Here is a 14,989-nt window from a genome sequence, read left to right on the forward strand (position 1 = left end):
ATTGTAGAGCGCCTTCATTTATGTGTAAAATATTGATATTGGATATGATTTATTCAGAATTTGAATAAATAAAGGAGGCGTTAAATGTATGGAAAATATACAGCTCTTATACTTCACCGAGGTGGCACGGCTGCAAAGCTTCTCAAAGGCGGCGAAGTCGATGCATATTGCCCAGCCTTCTTTGAGCAGAGCGATCAAAAGCCTGGAAAACGAACTTGGCGTCGTATTATTCGATCGCACGACCCGGTATTTGCGGCTGACGGACGACGGCGAGATCGTGCTCCGGCATGCGGCAGCGACGCTGTCCATGTCCAAGGATCTGCTGGCAACGCTGAACGAAGGCAAGCAGCTTCAAAGAGGCGAATTGCTGCTTGGCTTGCCGCCTGTCATCGGCGCCAGCTTCTTTGCGGGGATTATCGCCGGCTTCAGATCCGAATATCCAGGTATACGGCTGCGGTTGGTCGAAGAAGGCGGCAAAATCGTGGAGCAGCTGCTCAGCGAATCGAAGCTGGACATCGGAATTGTCGTCCTGCCCGTCGACGAGGAGGAGTTCGAGTCGCTGACATTAGCGGAGCGCCGTTTGTTCCTTGTTTTAAATGCGAGTCATCCGCTGGCCGGCAGCGAATCCGTGCGATTGTCTGATTTAAGAGAAGAGCCTTTTATCATGTTTAAAAAAGGCTTCTCTCTTTACGATCGCGTGAGAGAAGCCTGCATATTGGAAGGGTTCGAGCCCAAGATCGCTTACGAGAGCTCGCAATGGGATTTTATGGCGGAGATGGTCGGCGCGGGGCTGGGCATTGCCTTGATACCGGATACCGCTGCGCGGAAGATCCAGTCCAGGGCGGTCTCGGTCATACCGGTTACCGTGCCCGCGATCCGCTGGGACATCGCGGCGATCTGGCCCCGCGGTCGCTATCTGTCCCATGCGGCGAGAGGCTGGATCGAATTTATGAGGCGATGGCTTACGAGTGAAGCGCGGTAGCGTCGGGCATGGGCGTGGCGTTGCGATGACATCGGCCGCGATGACTAGCCCATGCGATCGAAAATCATCGATTTCCTCCCATAACGGATCGGCGCTGACGGATCAGCGCTATTCGGCTTGCTTGTTGTCCGTAATATCGCGTCCGAAGCTGATGGTCTGGATGACCTCCCCGGATTCGTCGCGGATATATTCCGACGTCGTCTCGTACATGCGATAATCGCCGTTCTTGTGCCGGACGCGCCCGACGAACCGGACGTTGTCGCGATCGATCGACGAGAGGCCGCGGAATTCCAGCAGCTTCAGTATGTCGTCAGGATGGTTAAAAGCCGCCGAATGCTTGCCGACTACTTCTTCGGGCCGATAGCCTAGCAGCGCCGTGACTGTCGGCGATATGTAAGTGAACACGCCGTCCGTCGAAAAGACGGAAATAACGTTTTGAGACTTTTCCAATATGTAAGAGAGGATCTCTTCCGTGCCTTCCTTCTCGCCTGGCAAGCTAGAAGCCGGGTTGACGCTCTCCAAGGTGATCAGCTCGCCGATCGCCTGTCCGTCGTTTTGCAGCGGAACAAGGGTGAGCTTCACGTCTACGGGATGACCGTCCTGATGACGGGCGCTGCATTCGAGCTTAGCGGCTGCGTTGACGCGATCGCCGGTTCGGTCGATGTTCGCGGGATCAAAAATGCGTTCCAAGGGGGCTTGCAGCAGCGTTTCCTGCGAGTATCCGAGGATTGAAAATACGGCAGCGTTGGCGTGCTGGATGAAGCCGTCGAGATCAATGATAAGAAGTCCGTCCGGATGACGGTCGAAATAGTGTTGAAAAATGCCTCTCGATGAAAATAGATCGTTTTTCAGCATGGATATCCGCCTTTAACTACGGTAGACTCAGTTCGTTTGCATAGGCTAATTATATACTGACTTTTTCGGTTCTCAACAAAATAATTGAATCAAATACGAACATATTGTGCTGAAATCATGTACATCTGCGGATATGCGCGCTGTTTTCGAGCCATCATACGCGGACGCTTGCCGGAATGTAGCTGTGGAGACGAGTTCGATACCGGGAGGGATTGATGGATCGTGGCCAACGTTTTCGTAGCTCGTTCGCTTGACAAAATCAGGTTTTGGTCGGGCCAATCTGCTGCCCATCGATATGGATCATGTCTATCGTGAAGCGGAAAGGTTTCTGCATATAATCGACATGTTCGAACAGCACTTGACCGGCACGCCGGTATCGACGCGCGACTTGGAGGAGCATTAGCATACAAAAAAGGCCCCTTGAGCCGAAGCTCAGGGGCATAAAGAAACTGCTTGGCCGTTTTTGCGAAGCAAGCTATCGTTCTTGAATCATCCCGTATTTTTCTTTGATCCGGTCGAGCTTCTCCAGCATCGGCTTGGCGAGAAAGAGCAAAAAGACGACCGTCGCGACGCCATGGATGAGATCGAAAGGAACGCCGCGAAGGCAAGCGAGCCAGACGACTTCGATCGTCAGCTTGGACTGCGTCATCAAAACCGACGACAGATTCATCAGCGTGCCGTACAGCGCGAACGCCGCTATGCCGCCGAACGCGCAGAGCGCGAGCCTGTTTCTTCGAAGCAGGCCCTTCTTGAACAGCAAGCCGGCAAAAAAGCCGATGATGCCAAAACCGAACATCTGCCACGGCGTCCAGGGTCCCTGGCCGAAGTAATAGTTCGATACGAATCCGGTGACCGCCCCTACCAGGAAGCCGGCCTCCGCGCCGAACGCGACGCCGGCAACGATAACGATCGCCGCGACCGGCTTGAACTGCGGCAGCATAAAAAATGCCATTCGGCCGGCGACGCCGATCGCGCAAAGAACCGCCAGCGTCACCAGCTCCTTGGCTTGCGGCTTTCTCCCCTCGTAGATGAGCACGAACGGCAGCAGCGTCTCCAGGATCACGAGCATGGATATAAAATAATATTTCCGGTCGTCCAAGTATTCGATGCCGAACCAGATCGTGAGCGGGATCAACAGCAAGATCATCAGCATGGCCGTCATCGTACGCTTCGGCAGCCGGCGGTTAGCATCGACCTCGCGCGTAGGATTGGAAGGCTCCTCGACGCTCATATTTTCGGCGCTACGGCCGTTAGCTCGGGGACCGGCTGGCGGCTTGTTAGACGATTCGTCATCAACCGGATGGTCTACGCCCTCGGCGCCGAACGCTTGCAAAATATCTTCCGCGGTGATCGCGTCCGGGAGGATGTCTCTGGCCATTCGATTCGCAGCCGTCGTATAAAACCGGTTGCCGGCAAAAAAGGTTCGCGGCTTGTCCTCGGAGACGACGATCCCGTCGAATACCATAGCGCAGCGGTCGGCATGGCTCGCGCAAAAATCGATGTCGTGGCTGACCATGACGATGGCGGTTCCTTCTGCCTTCAAGCGGGTCAATATGTTCGCAAGCTTCAGCTTGTACGCGGCATCCAGGCCCTTGGTCGGCTCGTCCAGCAGCAGGACGGAAGGTTCGAGCAGCAGCACCTTCGCGAGCGCCGCGCGCTGTTGTTCGCCGCCGGATAAATCGTACGGGTGTCTTCCCAGCAGCGATTCAAGCTCGCACAGGCCGATGACATAGGCCAATCGACGCGAGATTTCCGCAGCGTCCAGTTTTCTGCCCGTCAGCATCTCTAATAAATTCGCTTCGACCGTCTTGCGGACGAAAAGGGCTTGCGGATTTTGCGGCAGAACGGCCAAGCCGCCGTTATACTTTTCCTGGTCCGTCCATTGCGATAACGGCCGTCCTTGCAATTCGACGGCGCCGCGGTATGGACTGCGCAAACCGGCGATTATGGACAAAACCGTCGTTTTGCCGATTCCGTTGCCTCCCACGATCGCATACAGCTCACCGGCGTATGCCTTCAGGCTCAAGCCCTTCAATACGTCAGGGGCGTCCTTGCCGTATTTGAACCACACTTCGTCCAGCCGGACTGCGGGCTTGCCGCGGCCGGAAGTCTCCAGCTCTCGGACCCGTACCTGGGCGAACGGACGCGTCTCAGCCATCAAGTGCATGAACGCCCGTCCTTCCCGGACGGTGACCGGGCATTCGAACGTACTGTCGATCCCGGCATAGACGCGCATCGGCGTCGGCATCGCATGGAACATCTCATGCCGCGATTCGCGCAGCCGCTCGCCTGCTTCCTTGGGCGTCCCTAACGTAACGACCTCTCCCCGCTCCATCACGATCGCCAGGTCGGACATCGGCAGCGCCTCCTCCAGCCGGTGCTCCGACAGCAAGACGGTCACGCCGAGCTCCCTGTTGATCTTGCCGAGCGCGGCCAGAAATTCCCCGGCGGCGATCGGGTCGAGCTGGCTGGTCGGCTCGTCCAGCAGCAGCGCGCGCGGCTGCATCGCCATGACAGAAGCGAGATTGAGCAGCTGCTTCTGTCCGCCGGAGAGCTCCGTTACTTTCTTGTGAAACCATGCTTGAATGCCGAAAAAGCTGGCCGTCTCGGCGACGCGCCGGCGGATCTCGGAGGCGCCGAAGCCCAGGCTCTCGAGTCCGAACGCGAGCTCGTGCCACACTTTGTCCGTGACGATCTGGTTGTCCGGCGACTGCAGAACGAAGCCGATCTCCGCGGTTTGCGCGCGCCGGTCCGTCTCCTCCACAGGAATGCCCCGATACCGGACCGTTCCGCTTCGGCGTCCGTGCGGCGCAAGGTCCGGTTTGAAATGCCGCAGTAGCGTGGACTTGCCGGAGCCCGATTGGCCGCAGAGCGTGACGAACTGACCTTGGCGAATCGCGAACGAAACGTCGCGCAGGGCGTTCTTGTCCGATCCCGGGTAGCCGAAGGTCAGACGATCGACTGCGAATGCTTCCATCTCAGATCCTCCCGAATGTTAATGACAAGCGGAATCGCGCATAACGCGGCATAGGCCAGGAACACGCTCATGCTGTATGCCGAAGACTCCACGCCCTTCATCGAAGGGAAATAACGGTAATACATCGCTTTGGCGCCAGCGCCGATCCACACGTAGCCGCCGATCGACCCGATCGCGATCAGCGCGAAGCCGTCCCGCCGGTCAAACCGGAACAAAGAAAAGGCCGTCCTGCCTTTTAAGCCGTAACCGCGGCTTCTCATCGACGCCGCCGTCTCGACGGCATTCTCGAGCATCCAGGTCGTCATGATGGACAGGATCCGAATGCCGTGCTTCGCTCTGGCCGGCAGGCTTCCGTTGGAGATATCCCTGCCGATGCATCGCTGCGCGGCCGATACGACGGCGAGCTGCGCCTTGAATCTCGGCACGAAGCGCAGCACCATCGATAATACGAGCGATAGCGCCGGAATGACCCTGCCGAACAAATAAACGAATTTATCGGAGGTCATGACCGCGTTGTAGCAGGAAAACCAGCAGATGACCGAGACGAACATGGTCGCCGCCGCAAATCCGTACGCAATGGATTCCAGCGTCAGCGGATTGCCGCTTCGCAAGTAGCCGAGGATCGTAGCGCCTTCGTGATTGAAGGCCGGATTGATCAGCGCCGTCGTGACGAGCATCGGCAGCATGTAAAGAAGATTGAACCTGATCGCCCGTCTGCCGTTCAGCGAGATGGAGTAAAGAAAGGAAAAAAGTAAGGAAATGGCCAAGCACGCAGGGTGCATGAAAACCATCGAAAAGGCGATGACGAGCGCAAAATACGCGAAGTTCACGACGGGATGGTAGCTCGAGAACGCATCCTTCACTTGTTTCCTCCGCCCGAAGCGTTATAGGTGTCGCCGACGTCGCGGCCAAGATCGCATGTATACACCCACTCGATCACGTCCCCTTGCTTGAGCTTGTAACGGCTGCTGCCGTAATTCGGGAACCAGCCGTTCACCTTGTACATCCACCCTGACAGCTCGCCGCAATCGAATTCGTATAAATTGTTGATGCCCTCGATATAGGCGGAGTTGTATATCGGCGTGTTCTCGAACTCCATATGAATTTTGTTCTTCTTCATTTCCCGCTGCAGCACGTTAAACACGGATTCTCCCTCGTAAAAAGTCACTTCCCGCTTCGAGAAAATGACGCCGTCATCCGGAACGAGCTCCAGCTTGTCGGGATCCAGCAGATCCAGATGGTCCAGTATCGTCGTGCAGGAGACGGACAAATACGCGGTCATGGCCTTGTCGGTAATCTTGGCATCCTGCGGCTCCACCGGGAGCGGCTTGCCGGAAGGGACCGGATCGGTCTGATACTGATCCTTGCCCGTCTTCGGATCGATCGCCATCGACGGCGAAGGCGTCGGCGATCCGGCCGGCCGTGCCGTGGACGTCGGCTTGGGCTTCGCCGTGGAGGCCGGCGATGGCGAAGCCGCTGGCGATGCGGACGAGGTCGGCGAAGAAGATGGCGAAGCTGTTGCTGCAGACGTTGAAGATGACGATAACGACGAAGATGACGGTGACGAAGATTGAGACGACGGCGAAGGAGAAGGCGCTGCTTGCGTCGCCCCGGAATCGGGGGACTGGCCGTTCCCTGCGCCCGTCGCCTCCGTCTCTTCACTCGATTGCACGGGCTGGCCTGCGTCCGTCGCCGAAGCGGCAGAAGGGCTCGCCGCGACAGTGTCCGCTTTTGAGGGCCGATCCGCACTTTTCTCCAGCGGACCGCTGGCAAAATAAGCGGCGATCAACACGGTGATGATCGCGATGGCCGCTATAAACTTGTTTTTCGTAAATCGCATAGAATCGCCTCTTTAAATCAGTTTTGCAGCGGTGAGCAGACGCGCCAGCATTTCGGCGATTTGGGCGCGCGTGACTGCGAGCTTAGGTTCGATGTTCAGGTCTTCCTGCGACAGGATATTCTCCCTGTAATCGAAAGCGAGCGAGGTACGCGCCCATTCCGCAGTTTTAGTGTAATCGCCGAACTGCGCAAGCAAGTCCCTCGTCTCGGCGGCGCCCAGCGCCGTGTCCATGCCGCTAAGCTTTGCGGCGTTCGCGATCATGACCGCAGCTTCCTGCTTCGTGATGGTGGCGCCCGGCGAGAAGGTCGACTTCGAGGTGCCGCTGACGATGCCGTAGGTCGATGCGGTTCCGATATAGCCGGCGTACCAGCTTCGGGCAGGAACGTCCGAGAAAGCAACCGAGGTCTTGGGCGACAATCCCAGCCCTTTCGTTACGATGACGGCGAATTCGGCGCGGGTCATCGTCCGATCCGGCATGAAGGCATCCGCGGTCATACCGTTAATGATGCCGCGCGAGCTAAGCGCTTCGATGGCTTTTTGGTTCGAATGCCCGGCGATATCGGTAAAAGTTTTGGCATCGTCCAGCACCGGCAAAGCCCGAACGTCCGCGTTTTTATTAGGCAAGCCGACGCTCTCGCTTCGAGAAGAAGGCGTTTTGCGCTTCACATCGCTCATTCGGTAGAGGCTCGGCTTTCCTTTTGCGACCCGATCGGTGTTTACGAGTCCGTACAGCGCCTGTTCCGTAGACATGCCCGTCTCGCCGCTGCCGTCCGCCGCATGCCGGAATCCCTTCCCTTTAGTGTAATAATCGGTCAGGGCATCGACGATGGATCTGCCGTTTTTCACGAAGCGGCCGTCGTCGACGGGAATGCCGAGCTCGCATAACGCCATCAATACCTGGACGGCGCTTTCAGAGTTGCCGACGCCCCAGCTGGCATAGCCGCCCTTGTTGTCCTGCAGCTTGGACAGCCGGTCTAGCGCCCGGTCGGTAGCTGCCTTCACGTTTTTCCGATCCTGGTACTTGGCAAGCGCCTGCAGCGCCATGCCGGTAATGTCGGGATCGGCCGCGTCGCCCGTTAACGCAAAGCCGCCGTCCCTCAACTCCCGCGACAATATTTCGTCGATATACATCTCTCTCGTCGCCTGTACTTTCGCAGCAGGATTGATCGGCATGGCGTAATTGCCGCTGTCCAGCGCAATCAGCGCGAAGATCGGCCCGTTTATTCCTTGCCACACGGTCTTTTCAAAATCGCCGAGCGGCGTCAGCAGGTTATAGCCGCCGACGTCGGACGGATCTGCGCCGATTGCCGTCAGCGCCAGAATCAGCCGCGAGTACTCCGTATACTTTTTATCGTGAAGCTGGCCCTTCAATCCGACGACATATCGTTCGACAGTCTCATAGTAGTCGTCATAATAGCTTTGCGGCACGTCGTAGTCCGATCGCGCCAGTCCGATGACCGCCCATTCGCCGCCGATGGATCCGACTTCCGGACGATTCACCGTCGACAAGACGTAAGCCGCCGTGTCCGTCACAACGTCCTGCGCCGTTCTCGCCGGAGCCGCTAGCGCAGCGGCGTTCCCGAACAAGCAGATTGACCATGCGATTAACATCAGCCAGGCGAACCGCGTTGCGATGCTTTTCATCTCTATTCTCCTTCCGCTAAAAACGCAAGATGGGAGCAGCCCCTGACATGATCAAGGACTGCTCCATTTTCGCATCTACCGGTTATTTGGCTTGCTCGATGATCAATGCCAGCATTTTGGCCGCTTCCGCCCGAGTCGCTTGTGCGCCAGGCTCGAATTTACCCTCGCCTTTGCCTGCCGCGATACCCGCCTGCTGCATTGCGTCGACGGCGCCTTGCGCATAAGCGGCGATCCGCGCCTGATCCGCGAACGCTGCCTTAGCTTGCGTATTCGTCAGCTTCAAGCCCTTATAGGACAAATAACGAGAGAGCATCGTGACCAGCTCCTGACGCGTGATGCGCTCGTCCGGCGCGAACTTGGCAGCGTCTCTGCCTTTTGCGACGCCCGCCTTGCTCGCCCATGCCGCATAAGCTGCGTACCAGGAGGTCGTCGGGACATCCGTGAAGGAGGCGTCTGCGTCAGGCTTGGCGTCGCCGCTCATCCGGAACAGCATCGCCGCGAACTCGGCGCGCGTCACGGATCTGTCCGGCGCAAACTTGCCGTTTCCGATGCCTTCCATGACGCCCTTGGAAACGAGCGATTCAATATAGGATCTCGCCCAGTGCGTATACGGCACGTCTGCGAACGATTGAACCGCCTTATAGGCCCAGGCGACGCCGAATTTGGAGAAATGGTCGGTGGTAAACCAGATGCCGTATTGCTGCGCGTCATAGGCTGCACCGGTCATTTCGACCGCTTCTCCGGTGTCCGGCAAATACGCTACGATCAGACTGTCAGCGCGCTCGCCGGTCTGTAGCTTGTAAGGCAGCAGCGCCCGGACCGTCCCGCCTTCAAACGACTTGATCTGCTTGTCGCCGACTTCCAGATTAAGTTCGAAGACCGGCCGATTGCCTACGATCGTCGACTGCCGTTCCGTCAGATCCGTATTCTTGAGCAGCCGCATCGACACCATGGCGTCCTGCCCGCCGGCGCTCGCTCCGATCGCCGCTAGTGCCTTGGCATCGATGACGAACGAGCCTGCGGCCGTCTGGATGGACAGCGTCGTTTGCGTCCTGACGGCCAGCTTCGCGAGCGCGTCCTTGGACAGGGTCAAGGCGAAGCCGGTCGTTCCCTCCGGCACATCGATGCCGATGACGACGCCGGATCCCGCCGTATCCTTGAGCTTGCTCAGATCGCTCAGGAACGCTTCGAGCTTGGCGCCAGCAAGCGTCGCCCTTGCGGTACCGTCTTCCCCTTTCGCAGCTGTAAGCTCCGTTTTTTTCGTCAAGTCCCCGGCGTTCGCTCCGGTATCCCCGCCGGTGTTTTCGCCGAGCCATGGCTCCGCGCCTTCCTCGTAACGGTAATCGTCGGTATAGTGCCAGACGACGTTCTGCCCGCTAGACAGCACGTATTGCGCCAGACCGAGCTGCGGATGCGAGCCGTTGACGGTATACATCCAGCCCGAATATTTGCCGTTCGTGAATTCGGACATCCATACGCCGCCCGGGGATTGAATGGAAGAAATATAGTTGCCGCCGGACTTGTTGACATAAGCCAATCCCGCTTCGGTCAGGGCCTTGTCGAACAGATCGAGGACCGTCGAGCCTGCAGGCAGCGTATAGCTCTTTGTCGCGATCCAGTTCTCCATCTTGTCCGGATTGTTCTTGTACACGAGCAGCGGTCCGGCGCCGTCGTGCTTAGGCATGCCGAGCAGCGCAAACGTTGCCGTTATCGTACCGTTGCCCGCTGGAGCGGCCTCGCGAAGAACCGTAAGCGTCGTTGTCTCGGACTGCTCGCCCAGCTTCGCGACGATGCTTATCGTCGTTGCGCCGACGGCTAGTCCGATCGCCTCGGATTTTCCGCCCGCGCTCAGCGGATTGCCGTCGACGGTGACGATCGCGCCGGAGACGACGGTCGGCACGACCTGAATGCTCGTCGTCGTATAAGGAACCGTCGCGCTGAACTGGTCAGTCGTATCCTGGGACAACGTAATCTCGGCGCCGGTCCGCTCGGCCTTCAAGGCGGTCAGCAGACGCTCTACCGGCTTGGCGCCGCTCTTGAGACGAAGCATGACGATGCTCGGCTCTTTCGTGCCGTTTTGCGTGATGACGCGAATCAATCTCGGGTTGTCCGCGGTCACTTCGTAAGACGTATCGGTCGACTGCTCGGCGCCGATCTTCTGGTTGTTGAAGTAGATGACGTCGCCGGGCTTGGCGCTGACCTTGGCCTTGACGAACTGCATGTCTCCGACATAGACGTCGTATACCATTTTTCCCGCCTCGATAGGAACGATCAGGTCGCTGTGGCCGCTTGCGGTCAGCGTAATCCGCGAAGGCGCGTCGGTCTTCCCGACGGCGGCCGTGCCGCTGTCCTTGCGCAGGACGCTTAACACCTCGGGAGACTTCTCGCCGAGGAGGCCCCCGTCCGTCAGCTGGTTCGTGAATACTTTGACAAAGCTGATCTCGTCCAACTCGATCGGCATGCCTTCGTCGTCGACGGCCCAGTCGATGTCGAAGTCGGCGTAGCTGCCGACGTAGGGATTGCCTTTGATAATCTGGTCGTTATTTGAATTGACCGTCGAATCCGCATAGCCGAAGCCGACTTTAAGCGTATTGATGTTGACGCCGGTAAAGGTCATTTTCTCCGGGTCGTACCGATCCTTGGCCGCGTTGCCTTCAAATAGGTAGTTTTTGCCGTTCGGATAATAGATTTGTTTGTGGAACGCGTTATACGTAATGAACCCTGCGTTCCCGTTGTTGTCCGACCACGGCACGTTCTGACCGATGTTGGGCGTGAAGCCCGGATCCGGATTTGTATACGTAACGCTATAATTCCAATCCGTCTTGTCCTCGTAATGCTCGCTTCCCGCGAGATTGTACCAATGGTCGGGCTTGCCGTCCCGGTCCTTGTCCTGCGCGACCATGACGCCGGCCGGCTCGTTGTTGCCCGGGAACGGGTTGCCGACCACCGTAAAGTCTGCGCCGTACGCGTTGTATGGCCCGTTCTTGATCGGTTGGTCGAACTGGTATGAGACATAGCCGCCGAACGAACCGAGCGATACGCCCGGACTGCCGCTTGCCGATTGATTGATTTCCTCGTCCGTCGCATAGATGCTCGTATCCCAGCCTTCGCCCCAGCCGAACCCGGTCTCGGTGCCCGTTACGATCTGGCTCTGCTCGTTTACGAATTGACCCGGCGCAGGCATGATCTCGTACGTTCTGCTCGGCGCCAACGGATGCCTGAAGCGGATCGTCTGCGTGTATTCCGTATATTTGTCGGTATCTGCGCCGTCCCAGATCCGCACCTTCGCCGGCAAGGCAGCATCGAGCCCTTCGGCCGTTACGGTGCCGATGCCGCTGATCGTATAGTCGCCTTGCGCAACCGTCAGCGTCGCTGTCGAATCTTCGGCCGTATAAGTCACGCCGTAGGTTGCCGTTCCCCGATCCGCGATCCCGATCTGCGAGAGCCTTGTCGCGCGCATGACGCCTGCGGGGACGATGCCCGAATCGGTGAAGCGAACGGATTTTAAGCTAAAGTTTTTCCCTGCTTCTCGCGTGATTTTGAAGGTGTAAATTTTTTCGCTCGCACCGACCGACCCTTTCAGACGAACGATGTTGTCTCCGACCGCGAGCGGCACGATCGCCTTGGCGTTGATGCCTTGGGAAATTGTCGTATAAGCGCCGCTGCCCAAGCTCCAGCTCATGACGATATCGTTGGAGAGAACCGTCGGCAGCAGCACGATCTTATCCATTTTGTAATTTACGTTCACATTGTAATTCAGTTCGCTCTCGATAAAGGTCGTCGAAGACTTGCCCTCTACGCGCAGCACCCCTTCGCCCGATTTGAAGGCGTTATCGGTGCCCGAAGCCGTCGTGACGTTGCTGAAGCTGGCTGCGGCCGGCTTTTGTTTAGGCACGACGTACGTATACGTCTTGTCTGCCGCGTTGATTCCCGGAGGCGCATGTACGATAACTTCGATGTAGGTCGCATCGATGGTCGAAAGCACCTGATCTCCGGCTTTGACCGGATAGGAATAACCGCCGACATGCGGGATATTGTAATCGCCGGCCGTCTTGCGATCGGCGACCACATCGGTCTTGTTTACGACGATGCTGTATGTCGGCCCGCTGTTCGGATACAGCAGTTCGGGCTTCAAATAAATCGAAGCGACCCGCAATTGATTCGCGTCAAGCTGCGACTGGTCCGAAGTGACCAGCCATGTATCGTCGGTCGTCAGCGTGAGATCGGCTGTCGGCGCTACGGAATCGCCGCCCCACCCCGTCGCAGGATCGATCTTGCGAACGCCGACCTGATAAGCCGGAATGAAGGCTCCCGTCGTGCTTTTGGCTTGAACGTTGCCCTTGTAGAGCAAGGTCGCATTCGAGGCCGACGGCGGCAGCGCCGCGCGTACGATTCGGAATGTGTATCTGCTCTTCGAGAATCGGTTCGCTGCGGTAACGTCGAATGACAGGTCCTGCGTATATTCCCGGGACAAGTCCGTCATGTTCGTAGACAAATTCATGACGCGCTGGGATTGTCCAAAGCTCGAAGTCGCGCCGTCGGGAATGTGATTCAAGCTTGCCGTAACCTTGCTCTGCTCGGCGCCCGACGGCAGACGGATCAGCCACAGCTTGGAATCGGCGGCATCCTGAACCGGTACGAGAGTGCTGCCCTGCGCGTCTTGGAACGTCAAGTCGGCTGGCGTAACCGTCGTATCGCTGGACACGCCGTTCGTTTTCTCCCGATAGACGTTCAAGATCCCGTATGCATTCCAGTCCGATTCGCCGATGGCCTTCGATTCAAACAGCAAGTAGTTGGAGCCCTTGTCGAGCGACACCGTTCCCGTAGCGAACTGCTTGCCGTCCGGTCCGATCGTTCCGTCGATATAGGAAACAAGGCTGCCGTCTTTATTGATCTTGCGGACGCGCAAGCCATCGACGGCATTGAGCATGCTGCCCTGGACGCGAACCGCGGAAATCTCGTTGGCGATGAGGGATTGATACATATGACTGTAGTCGCCCGCTAGTTGAATGTCGCCGTCCGTAAAGCTGTAGAAGCCGCTGTCGGTCGTAATCGTCGTATATTTGGAGCTGTCCAGCTCTTTGCCGGTGCCGTCCTGGAATTTGGACAGCTTCGGCAAGGATGGCTCCGGCGTGCCCTTATAGATCATCAGCGCGTAATAAGACTTGGTCGTTGCGTTGTCCGCGGATGTTACGTCGATGCGATGATAGCCGTAATGGCTTGTATTCATATGGCCAACGGCCGGGTGGAGCAGGGCTTGGAACCAGCCCGTGTCGTCTACGTTAACGGTCTGGCCGTCGACCTTCGCCTTGGCGCCAACGGGAACGACGCCGGATATGCCTACTCCCGTAATGTTGCTTAAGCCGTATGTCGCCCGCAGGAAATAAACGTTGTCGGCATCGTCGAACATCGCGCTTGCTCCCGTGTAGGTAGGCTGCATGTCCGCCTGATGCATCGCCGTTCGCAGATCCGTGAGCGCCGTAGACGCATCGTCCTTGACGAGTATCATGCTCTGGGGCGCGTTCGTTTTGTAAACCGCGCCATTAACGGAAACTTTCGCATTCGCGGTAACGATATATTGCCCGGGCTTCTCGAAGCGAAGCGTGACCTTCCCGTCGGCGTCCGTCGTTTGATCAAGGCTCGTGTACGAGCTCAAGTAATCCGAACCGCGAAGACCGGTCCTCCCGATTTCCGCGCCGGAAATGGCGTGCGCCGCATCTGCGCCTTCAACCGAAGACAAGCTGTAGCCTTTTAATTGGAGGACGACGGGTTCGTTCGGCGCCACGACGATCCGATCCGCATATTTGCCGCCCGCTTGATCCTCGAACCAGCTGTACAGATTGTTCTCCGAGCTGCTGACCGCAAGAAACGACACCTCGTCCCCGTTATGAATAACGGTTCTGTCCAATTGGTCGAGGCCGATCCGATTGCCGTTCAATAGCGCATAGAACGTACTCGCGCTCGGCTGCGAATAAACGCCGGAGACCTGCTTCAATTCGCCGTTTTCAAACACCAGCCGATAATATTTAGTACGCTTCAGGTCCTCGCCGTACATGTCGTATACGGCTTTGGCCAGCGCATCGAACATCGTCGCGCTGCCTGCGTTGGCCGTCAAGCCGGCGGATTCATAGCCAAGCGATACGGCGAATCCGGGCTCGATCGTACCGAGCGTGCGCGGGGTCTGAATGCCGAGATTGTAACTGGCGGGGTTGCTCCAGCCGTAGTGAATCGTGGCCGGGCCTGTTGGAGGCGTGTCCTCCGCATCGACAAGCTTAAACGGAACGGAGGCTATGAATATAGCAATAGTCAGTACAAAAGCAAATAACGATCTCAATGTCTTTTTTCGCACGCAAATACTCCTCTTCAACGTTTTACGGAAATTTATGATTCCGTGCCGGTCTTTTTCGTTTACCGCATATCCGCAAATCGATTCGCTCGGAACGCTTATCGACGGCTCAGCCGACAGCCGTTCAGGTGGCTCATCCGGCAGCCGTTCAGGTGGCTCATCCGACAGCCGTTCAGGTGGCTCATCCGACAGCCGTTCAGGTGGCTCAACCTACAGCAGATTCGATAAGTTGGCTGATCGTCGCCAGCTTCGTTCTTTCGCCGCAACCACAAAGCCTGCAAATATACATCTTTTAGGTCCGATATCGCCCCTTGCGGTCCAGATAACTGCAAATGTGCAGTTATT

At 57.5% G+C, this 14,989-nt stretch carries 7 protein-coding genes; 1 reads left to right on the forward strand and 6 read right to left on the reverse strand.

Going from position 1 to position 14,989, the window contains the following annotated elements:
• The first annotated feature begins 88 nt into the window (after window positions 1-88).
• The gene (locus ACFOTD_RS18205) at window positions 89-982 is read left to right on the forward strand and encodes a LysR family transcriptional regulator (protein ID WP_378121220.1); all 894 of its coding nucleotides are present in this window, start codon (window positions 89-91) and stop codon (window positions 980-982) included.
• 108 nt (window positions 983-1,090) lie between these two features.
• Here the strand turns inward: ACFOTD_RS18205 and ACFOTD_RS18210 are convergent, their stop codons facing one another.
• From ACFOTD_RS18210 to ACFOTD_RS18235, 6 genes are all read right to left on the reverse strand, one after another.
• Window positions 1,091-1,837 carry a PAS domain-containing protein gene (locus ACFOTD_RS18210; protein ID WP_378121222.1) on the reverse strand — a complete coding sequence of 249 codons (747 nt, stop codon included), beginning with the start codon at window positions 1,835-1,837 and terminating at the stop codon, window positions 1,091-1,093.
• Between the two features lie 475 nt (window positions 1,838-2,312).
• Window positions 2,313-4,814 (reverse strand): ATP-binding cassette domain-containing protein, encoded by a 2,502-nt coding sequence (locus ACFOTD_RS18215; protein WP_378121224.1) that lies wholly within the window; start codon window positions 4,812-4,814, stop codon window positions 2,313-2,315.
• Window positions 4,787-5,677: an energy-coupling factor transporter transmembrane component T gene (locus ACFOTD_RS18220; protein WP_378121226.1), complete on the reverse strand. Its 891-nt coding sequence runs from the start codon at window positions 5,675-5,677 to the stop codon at window positions 4,787-4,789. Before ACFOTD_RS18220 ends, ACFOTD_RS18215 begins: the two co-directional genes overlap by 28 nt.
• Window positions 5,674-6,654 carry a DUF4430 domain-containing protein gene (locus tag ACFOTD_RS18225; protein WP_378121228.1) on the reverse strand — a complete coding sequence of 327 codons (981 nt, stop codon included), beginning with the start codon at window positions 6,652-6,654 and terminating at the stop codon, window positions 5,674-5,676. Before ACFOTD_RS18225 ends, ACFOTD_RS18220 begins: the two co-directional genes overlap by 4 nt.
• A 12-nt stretch (window positions 6,655-6,666) precedes the next feature.
• Complete coding sequence (locus tag ACFOTD_RS18230) at window positions 6,667-8,298, reverse strand: S-layer homology domain-containing protein (protein WP_378121230.1); 1,632 nt, start codon at window positions 8,296-8,298, stop codon at window positions 6,667-6,669.
• 82 nt (window positions 8,299-8,380) lie between these two features.
• Window positions 8,381-14,647, reverse strand: a complete 6,267-nt coding sequence (locus tag ACFOTD_RS18235; protein WP_378121232.1) for an S-layer homology domain-containing protein — start codon at window positions 14,645-14,647, stop codon at window positions 8,381-8,383.
• Between the last annotated feature and the right edge of the window lie 342 nt (window positions 14,648-14,989).

Source organism: Cohnella sp. GCM10012308 (assembly GCF_042649185.1).
Taxonomy (GTDB): Bacteria; Bacillota; Bacilli; order Paenibacillales; family Paenibacillaceae; genus Cohnella.